Origin of the sequence: Faecalibacterium sp. An121 (assembly GCF_002160915.1) — a bacterium.
Lineage (GTDB): Bacteria > Bacillota > Clostridia > Oscillospirales > Ruminococcaceae > Faecalibacterium > Faecalibacterium avium.
The window spans coordinates 127386-152258 of sequence record NZ_NFLM01000004.1 but is presented as its reverse complement, the minus strand read 5'-3'; the positions used below and the strand labels follow the sequence as shown (position 1 = coordinate 152258).

Sequence of the window (24873 nt, the reverse complement as noted above, 5' to 3'; positions counted from 1 at the left end):
CCCCGGGCGGTGTGAACCGCTCGGGGCCTTTCTGCTGCCGATCATCACTGCACCAGCTGTTTGACAAAGTCTGCAATGGATCGCACCGTCTGGATCAGTTCGGCCAGGGCGGCGATGTCCTCATCCCGCATCACGGAGGCGGGGGCCTGGATGGCGTATTCTCCGGGCAGGGCCTTGCCGGTCAGTTCGAGGCGCAGCCCTTGGCTGGGGATATCCACCAGCACATGGCAGCGGAAAAAGTCCCCCCACAAAGCAGACCACAGGCTGGAAGGGGGAAAGCCCACCGTGATACCGATGCCCCCCAGCGGCTCCTTCAGGGTGAAATAAAAGTAGCCGTCCAGGGCCTGGTCGGGGTGGGCCGGTTCCAGGGCAGCCAGGGCAAAGGCGCCGGACTGGTACTGCTCCAGGCCGTTCATGGCCGGTTCCTGCCCCAGCAGGGTGGCCATCTGGCTGCCGGTGATGTAGTCTCCCAGGCCCCAGTCGGGGATAAGGGAGGCAATGGCCGGGTATTGGGCGTGCAGGCCGGACAGGAAGGTGCGGTAGATCTGCCGCACATCCAGATAGACCTGGCCGTCGGCCAGAACCAGCTGGGTATAGGGCTCCTCCTTGCCGGGAGCGTACCAGCTGAGGGTCAGATCGCTGCCGCTGTTCTGGCCCGAGAGGGTGCCGGTGGTGGCGCCCAGGGCTTCCAGCAGGGACCATGTGGCAGAGGGCTGGGCTGAGGTGGAGGTGACGGTATAGTCGAAATGGAAGGCGGAGCCGCGGCGCAGCGCGTCGATCCGGCTGTGCAGCAGCAGGCCGAAACCTCCCAGCAGCACGGCCGCAGCCAGCACCAGGGCCAGGACTGCCCGCAGCGCAGAAGACACTGCGGCGCCGGCAGTGGATTTGGATGTCAGCATAAAGACAGCCTCCTTTCGCAAAAGGCTTTTCTTTTATTATAGCACAAAGGGGTGACAGAACCATGTATAACCTTTGGCCGGAGGCAAAAAAATGGGACATCTGGTGACGGTTCTGTGCAATCTGCCGAGTTTCCCTTGTTTGCATTGAAACATCATGGTAAAATAGACCCGTCCGAAGCAGACAGGAGGGACTTGTCTGCACATTCCGCAAACAGAAGGAGAAAGCCCCATGAAACGACGTTTGCTGTCTCTGATCCTGTGCGGGCTGATGCTGCTGGGGGGCTGCGGCCGGCAGGCTGTACAGGAGGAGATCTGGGAACTGGAAGAAAAGAACGTGGCCACCTTTTCGGACGGCGAAACGGTGGACCGCTGGCGCGGCTATTTTGAGAACGGCCTCCAGGAGCCGTGGTCGGTGTACGAACTGGCCGACGGCACGGTCCTGCTGACGGAGGACGATGTGGTCTCTGTGGAGAGCGATACGGCCGGCTATGGCAGCCTGACAGAAGAAGTGCAGGCGGCCGTTTCGGCCTGGTACCAGGGAGAAGGCAAATACTATGACCTGTCCGCCCTGCTGTCCGCCAGCTATACCCGCTGGCAGGAGCAAGGGGAGAGTTTTGTGCCTGGCCGTGTGGGACAGAGCACCGCATCCACCGCCACCAGCGGCAGCGTCATCTATTTTACCACCACGGTGGAGCAGGCCGTCGATCCGGAAAACGGCCAGCAGCTGCGGTACAGCGCCGCCTTTGACCGGGCCACCGGCCAGAGGCTGGACCTGTGGACCCTGTTCACGGTGCCGGAAGCCGATGCGTGCATGGCGCTGGCTGCCGCAGCAGGGGATGACCCCGCCGTACAGGAAACTCTGGCCGCTGCCATCGACCCGGTCCATGTGATCTTTTTTGAGGATCGTCTGGAAGTGGAATTCCCCGCAGGCAGCCTGGAAGGTCTGGACACCGCCTATATCCTGGTGGTGGACTATGCCCAGCTGGACGGCGTCCTGGCAAGCAGCGCCCTGCCCGGCGGCGCAGAGCGCTCCTGATCACCCGGGATGCAAGACCAAAACGATCCCGTGCCCCAAACGGCGCCGGAGCCGGGGGGAGCAGCCACAGTAAGACAGAGGAAAGGGCCTGCCGGCCTGTGCATATCACAGGCGGCAAGCCCTTTCGGTGCGTTTTGAGCGCCGGTGAAACGGGATGCGCTTTACGGTGGCGCATCTTCTTCACCGGCCCTGTTCTTTTTTCATTTGCCCAATGATCCGCTGAATGCTTTTGGGGGAGAGAAAATAGGCGTCAGCCAGGGAATCGATGCGGACCCCCGCGAGGTATTCGGCATAGATGCGCTGGTTCCGCTCCCGCAGTTCCCGGCGGGTCGCCGTCGATGCGCCCCAGCACCGTTTGTTTTCTGCGGCCCGCGGAATATACAGGAACTCCCCGTCAATGTATTCCTGGATCTGTGCAAGCAGCTCTTCGGGAAGGACCTGCGCTGCCTTTTTATAGCTCATGTTGCGCTCCTTGGTCGTTTTTTGCCGGAACAGCAAAGCCCGCACGCAACACCTTCGGATGATGGCCGCCGTGTCAGACCTTGCTTACACAGCGGGAACGATGGGATCAAGCATGAACGCAGAGCCTCCTTCTTTTTGTGCTGCCTCCATTTTATCATAAGAAAAGGAAAAGTGAAATCCCCGCCCTCTTTTGAGAACCAAACATGAGGCTGCCAGAGCGCGGCATGGATGTCTTGGCCATGCAAAAAACAGGCTTCCTGGCCTGACACAGCCAAACAAAACTCACGCCTCGATGTTCTGTTTGGGATAGCGGTTGGACAAAAGGATGACGGTCTCCACATGCCCCGTCCTTGGGAACATGTCCACCGGCTGCACTTTCTCCACGCGGTAACCTTCACGGGTCAGGATGGCCGCATCGCGGGCGGCGGTGGCGGGGTTGCAGCTGACATAGACCAGGCGGCGGGGCGCCATGCGGACCACGGCGTCCAGGGTCGCCTGGTCGCAGCCCTTGCGGGGCGGGTCCACGATGATGACATCGGGGGCCAGGCCCTCGGCGGCCAGCCGGGCGGCTGCCTGGCCGGCGTCGGCACAGAAAAAGCGGCTTTTGCCGGCGATCTCTCCGCCCATCCGGGCCGCGTTGGCGCGAGCGCTTTCGATGGCCTCAGGAACGATCTCCACCCCCACCAGCTCCCGGCAGCGGCCGGCCATAGACAGTCCGATGGTGCCCATGCCGCAGTAAAGGTCCAGCAGCAGGTCGTCGGGGCGCAGGTCTGCATAGGCGGCAGCCACGGCATACAGCTGTTCTGCGCCGGGCGTGTTCACCTGATAAAAGGAAAAGGGGCCCAGCCGGACTGGCACCCCGCAGAGGGTGTCCTCGATAGAGCCGGGGCCAAAGAGAATGTGGTTTTCGGGGCCCAGGATCACATTGGTGTTCTGCCGGTTGACGTTGATCAGGATGGTGGCGATGTCGGGGAACTGGCTGCGCAGCTGCTCCACCCATTGGCCGGCATGGGGGAGGCTGGGCCGGGTACAGACCAGGCAGACCATGATCTGGCCGCTGTGGGCGCCCTGGCGCAGGAAGATGTGCCGTACCAGTCCCTGCCCGGTGGCTTCGTCATAGGGTTGGATGCCGTATTCCCCGAACAGCCCGCACAGGGTCTGGCCGATCCGGTTGAGGATGGCGGGCTGCAACTTGCAGTCCCCGCAGGGGACGATGCGGTGGCTGCGCCCGGCATAAAACCCGATGCAGGGTTTGCCCTGCTTGTCCAAACCCACCGGGAACTGGACTTTGTTCCGGTAGCGGTCCACCTGGGGGGAGGGGAGGATGGGCTCCACCTGGACGTCCAGGCCGCCGATCCGCTGGAAAGCGTCTGCCACCGACGCCTGTTTGGCCTGCAGCTCGGCCTGGTAGCGCAGGTGGCGCAGGCTGCACCCGCCGCAGGGGCCTGCTACCGGGCAGTCCGCCGGGATGCGGTCGGGGGAGGGCTGGTCGATCTGCTCCACGATGCCAAAGGCGTACCGCTTGAAGTCTTTCACCACCCGGGCCTGGATCTGGTCGCCGGGAGCGGTGCCGGGCACAAAGACCGCTTCGCCTTCCCAATGGCCGACGCCGCTGCCGTCGCTGGACAGCCGTTGGATGGCGAGGGGGATGATCTGGTTTTTCTGTAAAGGCATGGTTCCCTCCTTGGGACTGGTCACGGCGCGGCGGCCGGAGCGGGACTGTCATCGGCCGGGGCAGCCGCCTGCTGGGCGGCGTATTTGCTGGGCGGCATCCCTTTGGCCCGTTTGAACACCCGTGAAAAATAGAACTGGTCAAAGAAGCCCACCGAGATGGCCACCTCGGCAATGGACAGGCTGCCGGTGCGCAGCAGCTTGCAGGCCTCGTTGATCCGGTATTCGGTCAGGTAGTCGATGGGGCTTTTGCCTACGTTGCTCATAAAGACGCGGTAGAGGTGGCTGCGGGAGACCCCCACGCTCTTGGCCACATCGTCGATGGAGATATCGTGGGAATAGTTGAACTGGATGTACTTGATGGCATTCAGGACATACTGGCTGGACGTGTTGGTGTTGTGGGGCTTGCGCTCGCTGGTCTCGTCCATCAGGGCGGCGATGAACAGGTACAGATACCCCACCATGGCCGTCTCATCCTGGACCCGCAGCCCCCGGGCACGGTAAATGTTCTCCATGGCGTGATACATCTCCTCGGGGCGCTGGGTATGGTGGACCGGCTGCTCGTCCGAGAAGGGGAGCAGAGAGGCCAGCCGGTGGGCGCTGATCCCGTTGAAGCCCACCCAGCAGTATTCCCAGGGCTGCTGGGCGTCGGCGGTGTAGGTGTTCAGCTGGTTGGGCCGGACAAAAAACAGGTCCCCCGGGTTGAGCTCCCAGGTCTTGCCGCTGGTCTGAAACGTGCCCTTGCCTGCAAGGATCAGGTGGATCAGGTAGTGGTCCCGGATGCCGGGGCCCCAGGTGTGGCCGGGGGCGCAGCGCTCCAGCCCGCAGTTGAAGACGGACAGGTCCACATTGTTGGTATAATTCTGTTTGAACGACTGTTTATAAACCTCCGGCATAGGGGCCTCCTTTGAAACACAAACTCGTACAACGGGGAAAGCGATACCAGTATACCATATCCGACGGCGCAAATTCAACAAAAGTACATCCTGAACTTTGGCTTTGCCGCTGAAAATGCCCGCTTTTCTCTGTGAAAATTTGCAAAAATGGTGCAAATACGCTACAATAGAAGCAAGATCCCGGGGCGGGCCTGCGTGGCCTGCCCCTGCATTGCAGGCAAACGAAAGGGCCTGTCCGCCGGGCGGGCCGTCACAGGAATGCGGGCACAGGGGGAGAGAATATGGCGACAAGCGCACAGCGGCGGCAGGAGATCGGGGCGGGCGTCTGGGATGACGTCCTGAGGGCGTTGTATGGCCCGTCGGAGGAGGTGCTGGCCCGGCAGCGGGACAGATGGTGCCAGGCGCTGGCGCAGTTCGAGTGCTATTTTGGCCCCGGCCGGCAGGTGGAGCTGTACACCGCCCCCGGCCGTGCCGAGCTGGGCGGCAACCACACCGACCACCAGCACGGCTATGGCCTGGCCGCAGCGGTGGACCTGGACCTGGTGGCGGTCGCTTCGCCCAACACCGACCGTTACATCCGCGTCAAGTCCTGGGGCTTCAACAAGCTGGATGTCATCGACCTGTCCCAGCAGGACCCCCGGTCGGAGGAGTCCACCCATTCCGCCAGCCTGATCCGCGGACTGGCCGAGGGCTTCCGCGGGCTGGGCCGGCCGGTGGGCGGCTACGATGCCTACACGGTCAGCAGCGTCCTGCGCGGGTCGGGGCTGTCCAGTTCGGCGGCCTTCGAGATGGCCATGGGGGCTGTGATGAACGGGATGTACGGCTGCGGGCTGACCCCGGCCCAGGTGGCGCGGCTGGGCCAGTACGCCGAGAACATTTATTTTGGCAAGCCCAGCGGCCTGCTGGACCAGCTGACCAGCGCGCTGGGCGGGGTGGTCTTTGCGGACTTCCAGGACCCTGAGTCTCCCCGGGTGGAGAAGATCCACACCCGGGAGCTTCTGCCCGCCGGGATGAGCCTGTGCGTCACCGATACCCGGGGCAGCCACAGTGAGCTGACCGCCGAGTTCGCCGCCATCCGACGCGAGATGGAAGCGGTGGCCGCCTGTTTTGACTGTCAGGTGCTGGGGCAGGTGGACGAGGCTGCTTTTTGGGCGCAGCTGTCCCGGGTGCGCGCCTGCTGCGGGGACCGGGCCTGCCTGCGCGCCGTCCACTTTTTTGAGGAGAACGCCCGCACCCTGGCCGAACACCGGGCCCTGCGGGCGGGCCGCTTTGAAGAATTTCTCCGGCTGGTGCGCCAGAGCGGCCATGCTTCCTTCACCCTCTGCCAGAACGTTTACAGCAGCGCCGATCCGCGCCGCCAGTCCCTGTCGGTGGCCCTGGCCCTCAGCCAGCATATCCTGGAGGACAGCGGCGGCGCCTGGCGGATGCAGGGGGGCGGCTTTGCCGGCACCATCCAGGCTTTTGTGCCTGCGAACTGTCTGGAGCGCTATTGTGCCGCCATGGATTCGGTGTTCGGCCCCGGCAGCTGCCACATCCTCACGCTGCGGGAGCAGGGGGCAGGGCTGGCCATCGGGTAACAGGCCGGCTGGCGCAGGGCGCAAAAAATCCCAAAAAAGTGATTGACAATCCCGCATCCTCTTGGTATAATAAATTGCTGTCTGCAAAGGCAGCCCTGCGGGATGCCCCGCAGACCCTTGGCTTCCATCCGAAGCCCTTATGTCCAAAAGGAGGTGCACAAAAATGGCAAAGTACGAAACCATGCTGATTACCACCGCCACCCTCGATGACGAGGCTACCGCCGCTCTGGTGGGTAAGTTCAAGTCCCTGATCGAGGCCAACGGTACCATCGATTCCATCGATGAGTGGGGCAAGCGCCGTCTGGCATACCCCATCAACGACGAGAACGAGGGCGTCTACACTGTGATCAACTTCACCAGTGAGCCCGACTTCCCCGCCGAGCTGGACCGCGTGTACAAGATCACCGAGGGCGTCATGCGCTCCCTGATCGTTGCAAAGGAAGGCTAATTCCACACAGTACAAGGAGTCCCGTCTTATGTTGAACGTCGTCGTTATCATGGGCCGCCTGGTGGCGGACCCTGAACTCCGCACCACCACCAACGGTATCAATCTGGCGCGGTTCCGCATCGCGTGTGACCGCAGCTATGCCCGCCAGGGCGAGCAGCGCCAGACCGACTTTCTGGACGTCGTGGCATGGCGCCAGCAGGCGGATTTCGTCTGCAAATACTTCCAGAAGGGCAGCCTGATCATCATTGAGGGCAGCATCCAGAGCCGCCAGTATCAGGATAAGAACGGCAACAACCGCACCGGTGTGGAGATCGTGGCCAACAACATCAATTTTGGCGGCCCCAAGAACTCCAACGGCAATGGCGGCGGCGCTCCTCAGAGCAGCCAGCCCCATCAGAACGCACAGCAGCCCGCCCGCCCGTCTGCCATTGAGGCAGTCCCCGGCTACTCGGCAGGGGACACCGATGACTTTGCGGTCATCGACGACAGCGACGATCTGCCGTTCTGACCTTGTCCAACTCGACAAAAATTCAAACAGGAGGTAAACCAGCAATGGCTTTTGAGAAAAACGAAGGCTCCCGCCCCGCACGTCCCGTGCGCCGCGGCCGCAAGAAGGTCTGCAGCTTCTGCGTGGATCGCATCGATGAGATCGATTACAAGGATGTTGCCCGTCTGCGCAAGTATGTCTCTGAGCGGGCCAAGATCATTCCCCGCCGCGTCACTGGCACCTGCGCTTATCATCAGCGTGCCCTGACCGTGGCCATCAAGCGTGCCCGTCATGTGGCTCTGATGCCCTACGTCAGCGACTGATCGTTCGCTATCCCATTCCAAAACAATCAGCAATCAGCACCAAACGCCTCCGTCCTTCGACGGGGGCGTTTTTTGTGCCGCTCTCCCGAAACCGCCGCAAAAACGCCTGGCCCCTGTCTGGGGTCAGGCGTCGGTTTTGGAATGGGGGCGATTTACAGCGTCTTGCAGAATTCCTTCAGATAAGCCCGGAACGCCTCGCCGATCTCAGGATGCTGGAGGGCCAGTTCCACCTGGGCCTGCGCCACGCACAGCTTGTTGCCCATATCGTAATGCTTGCCGGTGAAGGCCACTGCCGTCATGCCGCCCTTGGTGCGGGCGTACTCGGCCATGGCGTCCGTCAGCTGGATCTCACCGCCTGCGCCGGGCTTGGTAGCGGCCAGCAGGGGATAGATCTCCGGGGTCAGCAGCACCCGCCCCAGGATGGAGTAGTTGCTGAATTCCTGGCCCTTTTTGGGCTTTTCGATCATGTCGTCCACAAAGAAGTAATTGTCCCGGATGGGGGTGGTCTTGAGGCTGCAATAGCGGCTGACATCCGCCCAGGGCACAGCGCAGACGCCGGCCACGGGCCGCCCGAATGCCTCGTAGGCCCGGATCAGCTGCGCGCAGACCGGGTCCTCCCCGATGATGACGTCATCCCCGTAGATGACCACAAAGGGATCGTCCCCCGTAAAGGGCCGGGCCATGCTGACCGCGTGCCCCAACCCCAGGGTCTGGTGCTGGCGGACAAAGTAGATGTTGGCCAGGTTGGAGATGCCCAGGCACTCCTCCAGCATCTTTTCCTTGCCGGGAGCGGTCAGCTTGGCCTCCAGCTCCGGGCTGCGGTCAAAGTGGTCCTCGATGATGGTCTGGTTTCGGCTGAGGATGATCAAGATGTCGGTGATGCCGGAGCGCACAGCCTCCTCCACCAGATACTGGATGGCAGGTTTGTCCACGATGGGCAGCATCCCTTTGGGCATGGCCTTGGTGGCGGGCAGTACCCGGGTGCCGAGACCCGCGGCAGGGATGACGGCTTTGGTGACGGCTTTCATAAGAGACCTCCTTCGTCGTTTTTACATGGTTGGCCGGCGCGTCTCACAGCACCAGCCCCATGACAGCTTGCAGGTTGGGGCCCAGCAGCAGGCTGAACACAGCCCCCAGCACCACCATAGCGGTGCAGACGCCCACCACGGCGGCCCAGCTGACGCCGCCCTGCGCCCGCAGCACGGCCTCACGCTTGGATTTGTCGGGGAACTCCGCCTCGATGCGGCGGATCCGCTCGGCGGCGATGCGGCGGTAGAGATACTTGGCGAACATCCCGCTGAGCACCATCACCGCAAAGCTGGCGATCGACGCGATCTGCGCCAGGAACAGCAGGGTGGAACCGCTGATGGCAGGGGCAAAGGCACTCTCGCTCAGCACCAGCAGTTCCAGCAGGCTGGGCAGCTGCAGCAGCAGATCCACCGCCAGAAAGACGAAAGCCGGCTTCCAGGCTTTGCGGTAGAAGAAATACAGGGGACCGAACAGCAGGGCGGAAAAGCAGATCGAGCTCTTGCGGCCATACTTCTGCATCTGGGAAAAGTCCCGCAGATAGGCAGGGCTGGAGGGGCCCAGATAGGTGGCCCACTCGTCGCTGGGGATGCCGTCGATGGGTTCGTCGGCGCTGGCCGCGCTGGCCTGCCAATAGCCGCCGGCCTGGGCCTCCTGGTACAGGCGGGTGTAGTTGAAGCCGCCGCCGGGCTGCTGGGCCTGGCGGTTGGCGTCCACCCGGGGCGGGGGAGCGGCCTGCTCGCTGCCAAACACATAGCCGCAGTGGCTGCACCGCTGGGCGGATTCCGGGTTGGGCGCGCCGCAGTTGGGGCACTTGTGCTCGGGCTGTGCCGAGGCGGGGGGCGTCCACTCAAAGCCTGTGCCGTGCTTGCCGGCATAGACGCAGGCCCCCTGCGCCTGGTGGCAGGCGCGGTGATAGGGTGCGCCGCAGTCGGGGCATACAACGATATCGTCCGTATCGGTCAGGGTCTTGCCGCAGACCGAACAGGGACAACCAGTAAACTGATACATAAAAGCCTCCACATTAAACGAATATGGTATGTCTAGTATACTCTCTGGAAGCATAAAAGAAAAGCCAAACTTTCAAATTTGCGCTTTTGATTGATGCATTTGCCCCAATATAGCACAAAATCTTGAAGAAACTGAAAACAAATCCCGTTTTGACTGCACATTCACAAAAAATTGACAGATGCACCCAAAGCGTGTTATCCTTGCAGGGAACGGCGGCGGACGGCCTTTGGGTTTTGCCGTCCGCACGGCCGGCTTGCCGGCAGATGAGGAGGAACCATGAGGGACAGCGAAATCGATTTGTGCGGAGCGGAAGGGGGAGGCCGCGCCCCGGATATGCCCTATCTGGCGGCAGAGGACTGCTTTGCGTTCCGCTGCGCCGGCTGCGGCGGGTGCTGCCGGGGCCGGGAGGATATCGTCCTCTCGGGGTACGATCTCTACCGCTTGTCCAGGCGGCTGGGCCTGCCCCCCAAACTGACCGCCCAGGCTTTCTGCCGCCGTTATATCGGGACGGTCAGCCGTCTGCCGGTGCTGCGGCTGGCGCCGGTGCGCGCCGCGGGGAACAACTGCCCGTTCCTGACCGAAGGGCGCTGCGCCGTCCACCAGGCCCGGCCTCTGGTCTGCGCCCTCTACCCGCTGGGACAGGAGATCAGCCCCGAAGGGCAGGCGTCGTATTATTTCCAGGGTACCCGGTGCGGGGGCACGGTCCATGAGGGGACCCTGGCCGCCTACCTGGAGGCTCAGGGGATCGCCCGGCGGGAGCCGCTGGACATTTTGTGGGCCTGCCGGTGCATGGAGCTGGAGTGGCAGGCCCCCGGATGGGAGGAACTGTTCCAGCCGGTGGTGCTGCGGCGGTTCCAGGCAAAAGTCTGCCAGGCGCTCTACTACCGCTATGACCTGGAGCGCCCCTGGCCGCAGCAGTTTGAAGAAAATCTGCTCTGGCTGGAAGGTCAGAAAGTCCGCCTCGCCGAGATGCAGCAGCACATCCATCGAAAAAACAGATAGATATTTTCTGCATTATCAATAATTGAGCCGCTTCAGGAGAATAAAATCGCCGGGGATCTATTGTAACTTTTCATAAAGTGTGCTATACTTCACAATCATGAAGCGATTCACACCCATGAAGTGAGCGCCCGGGGTCCTGTCCCCGGAAAAGACCAAGATAGAGGAGAGTTATTGGTATGCGTAAGATTTCCCGTCGTTCGTTCCTGGCTGTTTCTGCGGCTGCCGCCGCGGCCGGCGTGCTGGCCGCCTGCGGTTCTACATCGTCTTCTTCGTCGTCCACCGCCGCCAGCACGGCTTCTTCTGCGGCATCCTCGGCCGGTTCCGCAGCCGCGGGCCAGAGCTATACCGTGGGCATCTGCCAGCTGGTGGAGCATGAGGCGCTGGACGCCGCCACCCAGGGCTTCCAGGATGCGCTGACCGAACAGCTCGGGGATGCGGTCACCTTTGATATGCAGAACGCTCAGAACGACACCGCCACCTGTGCCACCATCTGCAACGGCTTTGTCTCGGCCGGCGTGGACCTGATCCTGGCCAACGCCACCGCTTCCCTGCAGGCGGCCCAGGCGGCCACCGCCGATATCCCCATCCTGGGCACCTCCATCACCGAGTATGGCGTGGCCCTGGGCCTGACCGATTTCAGCGGCACGGTGGGCGGCAACATCTCGGGCACCTCCGACCTGGCGCCCCTGGATGAGCAGGCTGCCATGATCCTGGAGTGGATGCCGGAAGCCAAGACCGCCGGCCTGCTGTACTGCTCGGCCGAGGCCAACAGCCAGTACCAGGTGGACACCATCCAGACCTACCTGGAGGATGCGGGCCTGACCGTCACCCAGTACCCCTTCTCGGACTCCAACGACCTGTCCTCGGTCTGCCAGCAGGCAGCCAGCGCCAATGAGCTGCTGTATGTCCCCACCGACAATACGGTGGCTGCCAACACCGGCATCGTGGACGGCATCTGCCGGCCCATGGGCATCCCCGTCTTTGCAGGCGAGGAAGGCATCTGCTCGGGCTGCGGTGTGGCCACCCTGTCCATCAGCTACTATGACCTGGGCTACACCACCGGCGAGATGGCCGCTCAGATCCTGACCGGCGAGGCGGATATCTCCACCATGCCCATCCAGTACACCAGCGCTACCAAGAAGTACAACAAGACCATCTGCGACGAGCTGGGCCTGACCGTTCCCGAAGGGTACGAGGCCATCGAAGCATAAATCCCACTGAAGATCCAGGCGGGGAGAATGGGCCACCATCCTGCCCGCCTTTTTGCATGAACGACCGCTCCGGCGTTTGCCGGGGCGGTCGCAGGTGCGTCTGCGGCCTGTACCCATAAACCCTGCCCCGGACTGCAACGGTCCGCGGCAAATCGTCAAAAACAGGAGGAATCATTTTGGAAGTCTTAGCAAGACTGGCGAACCTGCCCGGCGCGCTGCCGGGGGCCTGTGCCCAGGGCCTGATCTGGGGCATCATGGCCATCGGCGTCTACATCACCTACCGCATCTTGGATGTGGCGGACCTGACGGTGGACGGCTCCTTTGGCACCGGCGGCGCGGTCTGCGTCATGGCCCTGCTGGCCGGGCAGAACGTCTGGGTGGCTTTGCTGCTGGCCCTCATCTCCGGCCTGGCCTGCGGCCTGATCACCGGCCTGCTGCACACCTTCATGGGCATCCCCGCCATCCTGGCCGGTATCCTGACCCAGCTGTCCCTCTATTCCATCAACCTGAAGATCCTGGGCAAGGCCAACCAGTCCATCAACGTGGACAACTATGACCTGCTCATCTCCCTGCGCTGGGTCAAAGAGCTGGCCCTGCGCAACCCGGTGGCGATGGTCACCCTCATCACGCTGGCGCTCATCGGCATCCTCTACTGGTTCTTTGGCACCGAGCTGGGCTGTGCCATCCGCGCCACCGGCTCCAATCCCCACATGAGCCGGGCCCAGGGCATCAACACCGACTTCAATACGGTGCTGGGCCTGATGGTCTCCAACGGCCTGGTGGCCCTGTCGGGAGCGCTGCTCAGTCAGTACCAGGGCTTCGCGGATGTCAGCATGGGCCGCGGCGCCATCGTCATCGGCCTGGCGGCCGTCATCATCGGTGAGGCGATCTTTGGCCGTATCTTCCACAACTTTGCCCTCAAGCTGGTGTCGGTCTCGATCGGCGCGGTGATCTATTACATCGTCATCCAGCTGGTGCTGACCCTGGGCTTCGATGCCAACCTCCTCAAGCTGCTGTCGGCTGTGGTGGTGGCCATCTTCCTGGCCGTCCCCTACTGGAAAGGGAAGTACTTCTCCAAGCCCGCGCCCAAAAAGGCCCAGAAGGAGGAAGAACGTCATGCTTGATATCCAGAATATTTCAAAGACCTTCAATCCCGGCACGGTGAACGAAAAGACCGCCCTGAACGGCCTGACCCTCCACCTCAACGAGGGCGATTTCGTCACCGTCATCGGCGGCAACGGCGCCGGCAAGTCCACCATGCTCAATGCGGTGGCCGGCGTCTGGCCGGTGGACAACGGCCGCATCACCATCGACGGCACCGACGTCACCCGCCTCAGCGAATACCAGCGCGCCAAATACATCGGCCGGGTGTTCCAGGATCCCATGACCGGCACCGCCGCCACCATGCAGATCGAGGAGAACCTGGCCCTGGCCGCCCGCCGCGGCAAGCCCCGCACCCTCCGCATCGGCATCACCAAAAAGGAGCGGGAGGAATACCGGGAACTGCTCAAGACCCTGGATCTGGGGCTGGAGAGCCGCCTGACGGCCCGGGTGGGCCTGCTGTCCGGCGGCCAGCGCCAGGCGCTGACCCTGCTGATGGCCACCATGAACCGGCCCAAGCTGCTGCTGCTGGACGAGCACACCGCCGCTCTGGACCCCAAGACCGCCAGCAAGGTGCTGACCCTTTCGGCCAAGCTGGTGGCGGAAAACAACCTGACCACCCTCATGATCACCCACAATATGAAGGATGCCATCAAATACGGCAACCGGCTGATCATGATGCACGAAGGCCGTATCATCTACGATGTGAGCGGCGAGGAGAAAAAGAAGCTCCACGTTTCGGACCTGCTGGCCAAGTTCCAGACAGCCAGCGGTGACGAGTTCGCCAACGACCGCATGATCCTCTCCTGAATCCATACACAACAGAAAAGACCCGGGGCCGCAGGCTCCGGGTCTTTTCTGTATAAATTCCATATAAAAATATAAGAGGAAACCAAAGGCAGGGCCGGCCTCAAGAACGGGCGCTCACCGGGACAGCTTGCGGGCGGCCCAGATGCAGACACAGGCGCCTGCCACCGAGACCACAAAGTCGCCTATAAAGCTGAAGGAATGCAGGCCGATCAGCCCCAGCAGAAAGCTGCCCACAAAGCCGCCCACCATCCCCAGGATGATGTTGTGCAGAGGGGAGGAGCCGGCGCTGCCCATCAGGCGGCCGGCCACATAGCCGGCAGCGGCTCCCACAAGGATGCTGAAAACGACCGAAAACAATGCAGAAATCATAGCGATAAACCTCCTGACAGGGCGGCCTTACACAGGGGCCGCCGCGTTTTCTGCGGCCTGGGCGGTGCGGCAGATGTCCGCCAGGCAGCACTGGCTGCACGCGGGCTTGCGGGCGTCGCACACGGCGCGCCCGTGCAGCACGAAGCGATGGCATAGGTCGCTGCCCTCCTCCGGGGGAATGATCTGCCACAGTAGCATTTCCACCTTTTGGGGCTCCTTGACGTTGTCCACCAGGCCGATGCGGTTGCACAGCCGGATGCAGTGGGTGTCGGTGACGATGGCGGGTTTGCCGAATACATCCCCCATGATCAGGTTGGCGCTCTTGCGTCCCACCCCGGGCAGGGCCAGCAGCTCCTCAAAGGTAGTGGGGACCTGGCAGTTGTATTTGTCCCGCAGCAGCCGCATACAGGCGGAGATGTCCCGCGCCTTGGAGCGCCCCAGGCCGCAGGGCTTGACGATGGCCTCGATCTCCTCGGGCTGGGCGGCGGCCAGGGCAGCCACCCCCGGATATTTGGCAAACAGCTCCTCGACCACCACGTTGACCCGGGCGTCGGTGCACTGGGCGGCCAGCCGGACGCTGACCAGCAGCTGCCAGGCGTCGGCATAGTCCAGGGTACAGGCCGCATCGGGATACGCGGCCTTCAGCCGGGCGATCACTTCCAGGGCCAGCTCTTTTTTGGCCGCAAGCTCTGCGGCAGGTATCTGCTTTTTGGGCATGGTATCCATCTCCTGACTGATAGGCTGGGGCATACCCGAAAAGCCAAAAACGCCGGTCCGTTTCGGATACACCCTACCGTGTGATGATACCACGTTTTATCGGATTTGTAAATATTTCCCCGGGGCGCACCCGGGAAATCCTCCATACGGTCCCCTTTGGCCCCAAGGGTCCATTGGCTGTGCTGCGCTCCAGGGAGGAGCGCGGCGCTTTCGGGCGAACGATCAACCGATTTGGCTTTTCGGATGGATCCCAAAACGCCGGCCGCCCTTGTCCTTTGGGAAAAAATGCTGTATAATATGCATTAGTCAGAATCATTCGCAGTTTTACACCACAGAGGGAGGCGCACCCCATGCGGGAACCATTGGCCCAGAGGCTTCGGCCCAAGACCCTGGCTGACGTCTGCGGCCAGCAGCATCTGCTGGCCCCGGGGCGGGTGTTCCGCCGTACCATCGAGAGCGGCAACATCCCCAACATGATCTTTTATGGCCCGTCCGGCACCGGCAAGACCACCGTGGCCCGGATCATTGCCGAGAACAGCGGCATGACCCTGCACAAGCTCAACGGCACGTCCTGCGGCACCGGGGATATCAAGGCGGTGTTCAAGGACATCGGCACCCTGGCGGGGGCGGGGGGCATCCTGCTCTACCTGGACGAGATCCAGTATCTGAACAAAAAGCAGCAGCAGAGCCTGCTGGAATGCCTGGAGGAGGGGACCGTCACCCTGATCGCCTCCACCACCGAGAACCCCTATTTTTACATTTATAATGCCCTGCTGTCCCGGTGCACGGTCTTTGAATTCAAGAGCCTGACCGCCCGGGACGTGGAGCAGGGGGTGCGCAGCGCGGTGCAGCGCCTGTCTGCCGAGGGGGATACCCCTGTGTCCATCACCGACGAGGCGGCCGTATACCTGGCCGAGAGCGCCGGCGGCGATATGCGCAAGGCCCTGGGCAGCCTGGAATTTGCGGTCTCGGCGGCGGAGGTGGGGCCCGAGGGCCGTCTGGTCACTTTGGACATGATCCGGCAGGTGACCCGACGCACCGCCATGCGGTACGACAAGGACGGCGACGACCACTACGACATCGTGTCGGCCTATCAGAAGTCGATGCGGGGATCGGACCCGGACGCCGCTTTGCACTATCTGGCCCGCCTGCTGGAGGCGGGGGACCTGCCCTCGGCCTGCCGCCGGCTGATGGTCTGCGCCTGTGAGGATGTGGGCCTGGCCTACCCCCAGATCATCCCCATCGTCAAGGCGGCGGTGGACGCGGCCAACATGGTGGGCCTGCCCGAAGCGCGCATCCCTCTGGCCGACGCAGTGATCCTGGTGTCCACCAGCCCCAAGTCCAACAGCGGGGAAGCGGCCATCGACGCGGCCCTGGCGGACGTGCGTGCGGGCCGCACCGGCCCGGTGCCCCGGCAGCTGCAAAACAAGCATTTCGACGGGGCGGACGCCTTGGTGAAAGGGCAGAACTACAAGTACGCACAGGACTACAAAAACCATTGGGTGGCCCAGCAGTACCTGCCGGACGCCATCAAGGACGCCAAATATTACACCTATGGGGACAACCGGGCCGAACAGGCCGCCAAGGCATATTGGGACAGGATCAAGGGAGAGGAAGGATGAAGAACGATTTGTCCGGGATGCGCTATTCCAAGCAGCGGGAACTGATCCTGCAGCAGGTACAGGAACTGCAGGACCATCCCACGGCAGAGGAGATTTACAAAATGGCCCTCCATCTGTGCCCCAGCCTCAGCCTGGGCACCGTCTACCGCAATCTGAACAGTCTGGTGGAGATGGGCAAGGTGCGCCGGGTGTGCATCCCCGGCCAGCCCGACCGCTTTGACCACACCCTGCCCTGGCACGGCCACCTTTACTGCACCCGGTGCGGCAGGGTGGAGGATCTGCCCCTGGATGGGGAGGCCCTGCGCCGCGCCGTGACGGTCCCCCAGGGCCGCATCAGCGACTGTGTGGTGACCTGGATCGGCCTGTGCCAGGCCTGTGCCGGGGAGCTGGACTTGCCGGAAGAACCGGCTGGGTCCGAGGCTGCCGTTTTTTAAAGGGCTTTGACACAAAATTTCCCTTGTTTCACGGGGGAGAAACCTGTATAATAGACAAGATGGAGGGCTGGCCCCGGGGCCGGCCTGTCAGGAATACAGACCCGCAGCGCCTGCCGCCGCGGGGTGAAGGATGGTACTTTGTTGGAATACATAACATACGAACACAACGCGCAGGCGGCCGCCCTCATCAGCCGGTATTACGATACCCCGCCGCTGGCTTTTGTGCACAGCTACGGCTGCCAGCAGAACGTCAACGACGGCGAGCGGATCAAGGGCGTGCTGGTGGATATAGGCTATGGCCTGTGCAGCAGGCCGGAGGACGCGGACCTGATCCTGTTCAACACCTGCGCCGTGCGGGAACACGCCGAACAGCGGGTCTTTGGCAATGTGGGCGCCCTCAAGGGCCTCAAGGAGAAAAAGCCGGGCCTGATCATCGGGCTGTGCGGCTGCATGGCCAACCAGAAGCATGTGGTGGAGAAGCTGCGTCAAAGCTACCCCTATGTGGACATCGTCTTTGGGGTGGACGGCATCGATACTTTGCCCCAGCTGATCCTGCGCAGGCTGGAAAAGCACAAACGGGTCCTGCTGGAGCCGGCCCAGCGCCCGGTCATCGTGGAGAACCTGCCCATCCGGCGGGAGAGTGAGTTCCGGGCCTGGCTGCCCATCATGTACGGCTGCGACAATTTCTGCACCTACTGCATCGTGCCCTATGTGCGGGGCCGGGAAAAGAGCCGCCGCCCGGCGGACATCCTGGCCGAGTTCCGCAGCCTGGTACAGGCCGGCTACAAGGAGATCACCCTGCTGGGCCAGAACGTCAACAGCTACGGCAAAGGGTTGGAAGAACCCATCGACTTTGCCGACCTGCTCAACCTGCTCTGCGCCGTGCCGGGGGATTACCACATCCGCTTTATGACCAGCCATCCCAAGGATGCCAGCCGCAAGCTGATCGACACCATTGCCGCCCAGCCCCATCTGTGCAGGCACCTGCACCTGCCGGTGCAGTGCGGCTCGGACCGGCTGCTGGCCCGGATGAACCGCCACTATACGGTGGAGCACTATCTGGACCTGATCCGGTACGCCAGGGCCCGGGTGCCGGGCATCACCTTCTCCAGTGATATCATCGTGGGCTTCCCCGGTGAGACAGAGGAGGATTTCCAGGGTACGCTGGATCTGGTGCGCCAGGTGGGCTATATGCAGCTGTTCACCTTTATCTACTCCAAGCGGGAGGGCACGCCGGCGGCCGGTTACCCCGACCCCACCCCCCGCAAGGAAAAGACCGACCGGATGGCACGGCTGCTCCGCCTGCAGGACGAGATCGCCATGGGACTGGTCAAGGACCAGGTAGGCCAGACCGTCCGGGTGCTGGTGGAAGGCTTTGGCCGGGCGGAGGACGCCCTCTCGGGCCGGCTGGACAACAACCTGACAGTGGAATTTGCAGGGGATGCCGCCCTGCTGGGACAGTATGTCCAGGTGCGCCTCACCGGCGCCCGCGCCACTGTGCTGCTGGGCGAACAGGTATCGTGACGGCCCCCGCCGGGTATTCTAGAAGCGAAAAAGACGCACTGCGTTTAAAATAAAGGAGAAACAATATGGATTGCATTGATCTTTTCAAGCGCGCCGCCGTGGCGCTGCAGACCGACAGCCGCTACCTGGCTTTGGACCAGGCCCGCAAGATGAACGACAAGGACGAGGAACTGCAGGACCTGATCGGCCAGTTCAACCTGGCCCGGATGGACCTGAACAATGAGATCAGCAAGGCCGAGCGGGACGACGCCCGGGTGGCCGAGCTGAACGAAAAGGTGAATACCCTCTACGGCCAGATCATGAACGACGAGGGAATGGTGGCCTACAACGAGGCCAAGCGGGAGTGCGAGGCCCTGGTCAACTATATCGACGCCATCATCAACGCTGCCATGAACGGCGGCGACCCGATGACGGTGCAGGAGCCTGCTGCTTCCTGCACCGGGAGCTGCTCCACCTGCGGCGGCTGCGGCTGAGCGGGGCGCAAAAACCAACGCGGCTGTGCATATGCAGAGCCGCGTTTCTTGTCTCTGCTGGTTACGGGGAACAAACCAGCTTTACACACTGCAGCCCAGGGAAGGAAGGGGAATGCCATGGCGGACCTGTCGCCCATGATGAAACAATATCTGGAGATCAAAAAACAGCACAAGGATGAGATCCTATTTTACCGCATCGGCGATTTTTATGAGATGTTTTTCGACGATGCCATCACAGCCTCCCGGGAGCTGGACCTCACCCTCACCGGCAAGCAGTGCGGCCTGGAAGAGCGGGCCCCCATGTGCGGAGTGCCCTTCCACAGCTATGAGACCTATATGGCCCGGCTGATCGCCAAAGGGTACAAGGTGGCCATCTGCGAGCAGGTGGAAGACCCGGCCACCGCCAAGGGCCTGGTCAAGCGTGACATCGTCCGGGTGGTGACTCCCGGCACCGTCATTGAGAGCAGTATGCTGCAGGACGACCGCAACAACTACATCGCCAGCCTCTTTTTGAAGGGGGACGAGGCGGGGGTCTGCTTTGCGGATATCTCCACCGGCACCGCCCACGTCACCCAGCTGAAAAACGCCAAGATCGGGATGGCCGTCATTGCCGAGCTGTGCCGCTACCATCCCAGCGAAGCCCTTGTCAATACAGGGGTCCTCTCCAGCCGGGATGTCACCAACTACATCAAAAAGCACATGAGCTGCGCCGTGGAGCTGATGGAGGACGAGCAGTACGCCCCCGGCCTGATCGATTCCATCCTGTCCGACCAGTTTGGCCGGGACTGGGCCTCCACCACCGAGATCGGCGCCGACGGGCTGGTGCGCTTTGCCATGGGCGGCCTGCTGCAATACCTGCACGACACCCAGATCAAAGGGGTGGGGCGTCTGAAGACCGTCATCCGCTACACCGAAGCCCAGTATATGCACCTGCCCGGCGTGACCCGCTCCAATCTGGAGCTGACCGAGACCATGCGCGGGCGGGAAAAGCGCGGCACCCTGCTGTGGGTGCTGGACAAGACCTCCACTGCCATGGGCAAGCGGCTGCTGCGCAGCTGGCTGGAACAGCCGCTGGTGTCCAGTGAGATCATCAACCACCGCCTCAACGCGGTGGAGTGTCTGGTCAAGCACACGGTGACCCGGGGAGAAATGTCCGAGGTCCTGCACTACATCACCGACATCGAGCGTTTGATGACGCGGACCGTCTATGGCTCCGCCACCCCCAAAGAGATCTACATCATGGCCCAGACCTTCGACCGGCTGCCTGAACTGAAAAAGCTGGCCCAGGACTGCGGCTGCCAGGAACTGTCCGAGCTGGCGGAGAAGATCGATCCTCTGGAGGACATCAAGGCCCGCATCTATGCCGCAGTGGACCCCGACGCACCCTCCACCCTCAAAGACGGCGGGGTCATCGCCGCCGGCTACAACCAGGAGGTGGACGAACTGCGCTCCATCCGGGAGAACACCAAGAGCGTGCTGGCCCGGCTGGAGGCCCGCCTGCGGGACGAGACCGGTATCCCCAAGCTGAAGATCGGCTTCAATCATGTGTTCGGGTACTACATCGAAGTCAGCAACAGCTACAAAAACATGGTGCCCGACAACTACACCCGCAAGCAGACCCTGACCAACGGCGAGCGGTACATCACCCCCGAACTGAAAGAGCTGGAAAACAAGATCCTGGGGGCTCACGAGCGTCTGATCAGTCTGGAGCATCAGCTCTTTGCCGAGCTGCTGGACGGCATCAGCCGGGAGCTGGACCGCATCCAGCAGACCGCCCGTGCGGTGGCCCGGCTGGATGTGTTCGTCTCGCTGGCCACGGTGGCGGCGGACAACAACTACTGCCGTCCGGTGGTGGACGACAGCGACCAGCTGGTCATCCGGGAGGGACGTCACCCGGTGGTGGAGCAGGTGCTCAAGGGCAGCCTGTTCGTCCCCAACGACACCCTGCTGGACTGCCGCGACAATCGCTGCCTCATCATCACCGGCCCCAATATGGCGGGCAAATCCACCTATATGCGTCAGAATGCCCTGATCGCTCTGATGGCCCAGATCGGTTCCTTCGTGCCGGCCAGCGAATGTCATGTGGGCATCGTGGATGCGGTGTTCACCCGTGTGGGCGCTTCGGATGACCTGGCCGCGGGCCAGTCCACCTTCATGGTGGAGATGACGGAGGTGGCCGAGATCCTCAAAAGCGCCACCCGCCGCAGCCTGGTGATCCTGGACGAGATCGGCCGGGGCACATCCACCTTTGACGGTATGAGCATTGCCCGGGCGGTGGTGGAGCACATCGCGGACCCGGCCACCGGTCTGGGCTGCAAGACTCTGTTCGCCACCCATTACCATGAGCTGACCGACCTGGAAGGCACGGTGGAAGGGGTCAAAAACTACAACATCGCCGTCAAAAAGAGAGGGGAGGACATCACCTTCCTGCGGCGGATCGTCCGCGGTCCCGCCGACGACAGCTACGGCATCGAGGTGGCCAAGCTGGCCGGCCTGCCCGGCAGCGTTACCCGCCGCGCCCATGAGGTGCTCCGCAGGCTGGAGGCCAGCGCTCCCAAGAACAAGGTGGAGCAGATGGACTTCGGCACCCTGGAGGATTACCAGTCCCCGGCGGTCCCCCGCGAACTGATGGATAAGCTGGAAGCGCTGGATCTGGAGACCCTCACCCCCATCGAGGCGCTCAATTTCCTCTATGAACTCAAAAAGACCCTCAAGGGCAGTCTCTCGGGCTGAGTGTGCTCCCGGCATGAAAGGAGGATATCCATATGGCAGTCATCCGCGTTCTGGATAAGCATACCGCCGAGCTGATCGCTGCGGGCGAAGTGGTGGAGCGTCCTGCCTCGGTGGTCAAAGAGCTGATGGAAAATTCCATCGACGCCGGTGCGACCCAGATCACCGTTTCCATCGAGTCGGGCGGCGTCAAACTGATCGAGGTCAGCGACAACGGCACCGGCATCGAACCGGAATACATCTCCACCGCCTTCATCCGCCACGCCACCAGCAAGATCGCAGCGGAGGAGGACCTGAACGACATCCACACCCTGGGCTTCCGGGGCGAAGCGCTGGCCTCCATTGCCAGCGTCTCCCGGGTGGAGCTGCTGACCCGGACCCAGACCAGCGAGTTTGCCACCCTCTACCGCAACGAGGGCGGGGAGGAGCAGCCGCCCCAGCCTGCCGCCCGGGGAGTGGGCACCACCATCCGGGTGCGGGATCTGTTCTACAACACCCCCGCCCGAATGAAATTCCTCAAAAAGGATTCCAGCGAGGGTACCTTTGTGGCGGATGTGGTCTCCCGGCTGGCCCTCAGCAATCCGGAGATCCGCTTCAAATTCGTGCGGGAGGGCAAGACCCAGTATGTCACCCCCGGGGATGGAGATGTGCGCGGCGCGGCCTATGCCGTGCTGGGACGTGAGTTCAGCCGGGACCTGGTGGCGGTGGACAGCACGGAAGGGGTGTACAGGGTCCGCGGCCTGATCACTCCCCCCAGAAGCTGCCGCGCCAGCCGCAGTATGCAATATTTCTACATCAATGGGCGCTACGTCCGCAACCGCACCATGATGGCCGCCATGGAAGCTGCGTTCAAAAGTTCCAAGATGCAGGGCAAATTCCCCGGCGGCCTTCTGATGCTGGATCTGCCGGCGGCGATGGTGGACGTGAACGTCCACCCCGCCAAGACCGAGGTGCGCTTCGCTCGGGAGAATGAGATCTTTGACGTGGTGTACCATGCGGTCAAACTGGCATTGGCCAAGCCCGGCACAGGGGAGCAGCTTTTCAGTTTTGAGGAGAAACCCAAAGAAAACTGGAAAGCAGAAATACTTGACAGCGTGGCTGGCGAGCCGACTGAACCGACAGAAGCCGGCCGACTGAATCCCAAAGAAAACGACGAAAACAAACAGGAAAATATTGTAAAGGAATGTAACTTTACAGGACTTTCTGCGGTCATTCCGGGGCAATCCGAGCCGGGGACCCTGCCCGAGACCGCCCGGCCCGCAGCCGCCATCCCGAACAAGGGCTGGGGCGTGCCGCTGCGGCAGAGCATGACCCTCCATAGCCGACCTGAAAAGCCGGAGAAGGAGGAAAAGCCCTCCTTCCGGCTGGCGGGACAGGAGTCCCGGCTGGACATCAGCCTGGAGGACGAGGCGCTTTTGCCCCTGGAGGAGCCGGCCGCCGCACAGCCTGCCGCGCCGGCACAGGAGGAGACGGAACAGACAACATTCGTCCAAGCGGAGCAGACCGCCATGGAGGGGTTGAAGGACGCCGAACCCCTGACCTATGTAGGGGAAGCGTTCCAGACCTATATCATTGTCCAGCGGGGCGACGAGCTGTGCCTGATCGACAAACATGCCGCCCATGAGCGCCAGCTGTACGAAAAGCTGTCGGCCAGCTATCGCAACGTGCCCAGCCAGATGCTGCTGTCCCCGCTGCCCGTTTCCCTGTCCGCCGAGGAGAAGCAGGCCCTGCTGGACAACATCCGCCTGCTGGAGAACGCGGGCATCGAGGCGGAGGATTTTGGAGGCAGCACCATGCTGCTGCGTGCGGTGCCCTCGGACGTGGAGCAGGCCGACGCAGAGGATATGCTGGTGGAGATCGCCGCCAAGCTGGCCCGGGGCAGCCGGGAAGCCCTGAGCGACCGCACCGAATGGGTGCTGCAGTCCATCGCCTGCCGGGCGGCGGTCAAGGCAGGGGACCCCAACACGCCCCGGGAGCTGATGGCCCTGGCGGAAAAGGTCCTCTCGGGGCAGATACCGCCTTTCTGCCCCCATGGCCGCCCTTGTGTCCTGAAGCTGACCCGAAAGGAGCTGGAAAAACAGTTTGGAAGGATCGAATGAGAAACGCCCCAGACAGCCGGTGCTTGCGGTGGTAGGTCCCACCGCCACCGGCAAGACGGCCCTTGGGGTCCGGCTGGCCCTGGCGCTGGGAGGCGAGATCATCAGCGCCGACTCGATGCAGGTCTACAAGGGCCTGGACGTGGGCACCGCCAAAGTCACCCCTGAGGAAGCCCGGGGGGTGCCCCACCACTGCGTGGATATCCTGCCCCCCGAGGCCCCTTTCAGTGTGGCGGACTTCACCGCCCTGGCCGGACAGCGGATCGGGGAGATCGCGGCCCGGGGGTGCCTGCCTATTTTGGTGGGTGGTACCGGGCTGTATGTCCAGAGCCTTTTGTATGGCGTCCGCTTTGCCCGGGAAAAGGCCCCCGAGGGGCTGCGGGCCCGGCTGGCGGCAGAACTGGAAGCCCGTGGCCCTGCGGCCATGTATGCACAGCTGCAGGCCGTGGACCCCGAAGCCGCTGCGGCCATCCATCCCAACAACCATGTGCGGGTGCTGCGGGCGCTGGAGCACTACCAGGCCACCGGCTGCCGCCTCAGCAGCCAGAAGGCGGATTCCCTGCCGGCAGAGCGGCCCTACCGCGCTTTGGTGCTGGGGCTGGATTTCGCCGACCGGGCGGACCTCTACCGCCGCATCGACGTTCGGGTGGACCGGATGATGGAGCAGGGGCTGGAGGAGGAGGCCCGGCTGGTCTATCAGCACCGGCAGAGCTATTCCACGGCGGCCCAGGCCATCGGATACAAGGAACTGTTCCCGTATTTTGCGGGGGAGGCCGCTCTGGAGGACTGCGTCGAAAAGCTCAAGCAGGCCTCCCGCCGCTACGCCAAGCGGCAGCTGACCTGGTTCCGCCACATGGATGGGGTGACCTGGCTGCAGGCCGACGACCCGCATCTGGCCGACCGGGCCGAGAGCCTGGCCGCCGCATTTCTCAAGGAGGGGTGATCCTG

At 62.8% G+C, this 24873-nt stretch carries 24 protein-coding genes; 16 read left to right on the top strand and 8 right to left on the bottom strand.

The features are described 5' to 3' along the window. Positions 1–44: 44 nt before the first annotated feature. Complete coding sequence (locus B5E66_RS03670) at positions 45–899, bottom strand: hypothetical protein (RefSeq protein WP_087228769.1); 855 nt, start codon at positions 897–899, stop codon at positions 45–47. A 229-nt stretch (positions 900–1128) separates the two neighbouring features. Between B5E66_RS03670 and B5E66_RS03665 the strand changes: the two genes are divergently transcribed. Beyond that, entirely contained in the window at positions 1129–1935 is an 807-nt protein-coding gene (locus B5E66_RS03665) for a hypothetical protein (RefSeq protein ID WP_087228767.1), read from the top strand. Positions 1936–2115: 180 nt separating this feature from the next. Here B5E66_RS03665 and B5E66_RS03660 read toward each other — a convergent pair whose 3' ends face one another. The 3 genes from B5E66_RS03660 to B5E66_RS03650 form a co-directional block, all read right to left on the bottom strand. After that, positions 2116–2430, bottom strand: a complete 315-nt coding sequence (locus tag B5E66_RS03660; protein ID WP_255396624.1) for a CD3324 family protein — start codon at positions 2428–2430, stop codon at positions 2116–2118. A 249-nt stretch (positions 2431–2679) separates the two neighbouring features. Continuing rightward, a complete protein-coding gene (gene rlmD, locus B5E66_RS03655) occupies positions 2680–4071 on the bottom strand; it encodes a 23S rRNA (uracil(1939)-C(5))-methyltransferase RlmD (RefSeq protein ID WP_087228761.1) in 1392 nt (463 codons plus the stop codon). Between the two features lie 20 nt (positions 4072–4091). Beyond that, the gene (locus tag B5E66_RS03650) at positions 4092–4964 is read right to left on the bottom strand and encodes an AraC family transcriptional regulator (RefSeq protein ID WP_087228758.1); all 873 of its coding nucleotides are present in this window, start codon (positions 4962–4964) and stop codon (positions 4092–4094) included. 281 nt (positions 4965–5245) lie between these two features. Between B5E66_RS03650 and B5E66_RS03645 the strand changes: the two genes are divergently transcribed. The 4 genes from B5E66_RS03645 to rpsR all read left to right on the top strand — a co-directional run bounded on the left by B5E66_RS03645 (position 5246) and on the right by rpsR (position 7799). After that, positions 5246–6541, top strand: a complete 1296-nt coding sequence (locus tag B5E66_RS03645; protein WP_087228754.1) for a galactokinase — start codon at positions 5246–5248, stop codon at positions 6539–6541. Between the two features lie 163 nt (positions 6542–6704). Beyond that, positions 6705–6989: a 30S ribosomal protein S6 gene (gene rpsF, locus B5E66_RS03640; protein ID WP_087228751.1), complete on the top strand. Its 285-nt coding sequence runs from the start codon at positions 6705–6707 to the stop codon at positions 6987–6989. Between the two features lie 28 nt (positions 6990–7017). Further along, positions 7018–7497 (top strand): single-stranded DNA-binding protein, encoded by a 480-nt coding sequence (locus B5E66_RS03635; RefSeq protein ID WP_087228747.1) that lies wholly within the window; start codon positions 7018–7020, stop codon positions 7495–7497. 44 nt (positions 7498–7541) lie between these two features. Continuing rightward, positions 7542–7799: a 30S ribosomal protein S18 gene (rpsR, locus tag B5E66_RS03630; RefSeq protein ID WP_087228743.1), complete on the top strand. Its 258-nt coding sequence runs from the start codon at positions 7542–7544 to the stop codon at positions 7797–7799. Positions 7800–7951: 152 nt separating this feature from the next. Here the strand turns inward: rpsR and B5E66_RS03625 are convergent, their stop codons facing one another. Together B5E66_RS03625 and B5E66_RS03620 are read right to left on the bottom strand one after the other, a co-directional pair. Beyond that, positions 7952–8827 carry a UTP--glucose-1-phosphate uridylyltransferase gene (locus tag B5E66_RS03625; RefSeq protein ID WP_087228741.1) on the bottom strand — a complete coding sequence of 292 codons (876 nt, stop codon included), beginning with the start codon at positions 8825–8827 and terminating at the stop codon, positions 7952–7954. A 43-nt stretch (positions 8828–8870) separates the two neighbouring features. After that, positions 8871–9836, bottom strand: coding sequence for an RING finger protein (locus B5E66_RS03620; protein WP_158098314.1), 966 nt, complete (start codon positions 9834–9836; stop codon positions 8871–8873). A 276-nt stretch (positions 9837–10112) separates the two neighbouring features. On the opposite strand from B5E66_RS03620, the gene B5E66_RS03615 reads away from it, so the two are divergent. From B5E66_RS03615 to B5E66_RS03600, 4 genes are all read left to right on the top strand, one after another. Then, positions 10113–10838: a YkgJ family cysteine cluster protein gene (locus B5E66_RS03615; RefSeq protein ID WP_087228737.1), complete on the top strand. Its 726-nt coding sequence runs from the start codon at positions 10113–10115 to the stop codon at positions 10836–10838. 176 nt (positions 10839–11014) lie between these two features. Continuing rightward, on the top strand, positions 11015–12049 hold the full coding sequence (locus B5E66_RS03610) for an ABC transporter substrate-binding protein (protein ID WP_087228735.1): 1035 nt from the start codon (positions 11015–11017) through the stop codon (positions 12047–12049). A 176-nt stretch (positions 12050–12225) separates the two neighbouring features. Further along, the gene (locus tag B5E66_RS03605; RefSeq protein ID WP_087228733.1) at positions 12226–13173 is read left to right on the top strand and encodes an ABC transporter permease; all 948 of its coding nucleotides are present in this window, start codon (positions 12226–12228) and stop codon (positions 13171–13173) included. Next, complete coding sequence (locus B5E66_RS03600) at positions 13166–13960, top strand: ABC transporter ATP-binding protein (RefSeq protein ID WP_087228731.1); 795 nt, start codon at positions 13166–13168, stop codon at positions 13958–13960. Before B5E66_RS03605 ends, B5E66_RS03600 begins: the two co-directional genes overlap by 8 nt. A 114-nt stretch (positions 13961–14074) precedes the next feature. Here the strand turns inward: B5E66_RS03600 and B5E66_RS03595 are convergent, their stop codons facing one another. Both B5E66_RS03595 and B5E66_RS03590 read right to left on the bottom strand, forming a co-directional pair. Further along, positions 14075–14329, bottom strand: a complete 255-nt coding sequence (locus B5E66_RS03595) for a GlsB/YeaQ/YmgE family stress response membrane protein (protein WP_242955910.1) — start codon at positions 14327–14329, stop codon at positions 14075–14077. Positions 14330–14356: 27 nt separating this feature from the next. Further along, positions 14357–15046, bottom strand: coding sequence for an endonuclease III domain-containing protein (locus B5E66_RS03590; RefSeq protein ID WP_087228729.1), 690 nt, complete (start codon positions 15044–15046; stop codon positions 14357–14359). Positions 15047–15396: 350 nt separating this feature from the next. On the opposite strand from B5E66_RS03590, the gene B5E66_RS03585 reads away from it, so the two are divergent. From B5E66_RS03585 to miaA, 7 genes are all read left to right on the top strand, one after another. Beyond that, a complete protein-coding gene (locus tag B5E66_RS03585; RefSeq protein ID WP_087228727.1) occupies positions 15397–16668 on the top strand; it encodes a replication-associated recombination protein A in 1272 nt (423 codons plus the stop codon). After that, positions 16665–17102: a Fur family transcriptional regulator gene (locus B5E66_RS03580; RefSeq protein WP_242958072.1), complete on the top strand. Its 438-nt coding sequence runs from the start codon at positions 16665–16667 to the stop codon at positions 17100–17102. The genes B5E66_RS03585 and B5E66_RS03580 overlap by 4 nt, the downstream gene beginning before the upstream one ends. Positions 17103–17243: 141 nt before the next feature. Further along, entirely contained in the window at positions 17244–18626 is a 1383-nt protein-coding gene (miaB, locus tag B5E66_RS03575; RefSeq protein WP_087228725.1) for a tRNA (N6-isopentenyl adenosine(37)-C2)-methylthiotransferase MiaB, read from the top strand. Between the two features lie 65 nt (positions 18627–18691). Continuing rightward, positions 18692–19099 carry a YlbF family regulator gene (locus B5E66_RS03570; RefSeq protein ID WP_087228723.1) on the top strand — a complete coding sequence of 136 codons (408 nt, stop codon included), beginning with the start codon at positions 18692–18694 and terminating at the stop codon, positions 19097–19099. 117 nt (positions 19100–19216) lie between these two features. Continuing rightward, the gene (mutS, locus tag B5E66_RS03565) at positions 19217–21832 is read left to right on the top strand and encodes a DNA mismatch repair protein MutS (RefSeq protein ID WP_087228721.1); all 2616 of its coding nucleotides are present in this window, start codon (positions 19217–19219) and stop codon (positions 21830–21832) included. A gap of 32 nt (positions 21833–21864) precedes the next feature. Then, positions 21865–23928: a DNA mismatch repair endonuclease MutL gene (gene mutL / locus B5E66_RS03560; RefSeq protein WP_087228719.1), complete on the top strand. Its 2064-nt coding sequence runs from the start codon at positions 21865–21867 to the stop codon at positions 23926–23928. Continuing rightward, positions 23912–24868, top strand: a complete 957-nt coding sequence (gene miaA / locus B5E66_RS03555) for a tRNA (adenosine(37)-N6)-dimethylallyltransferase MiaA (RefSeq protein WP_242958071.1) — start codon at positions 23912–23914, stop codon at positions 24866–24868. The genes mutL and miaA overlap by 17 nt, the downstream gene beginning before the upstream one ends. The last annotated feature ends 5 nt before the right edge of the window (positions 24869–24873 follow it).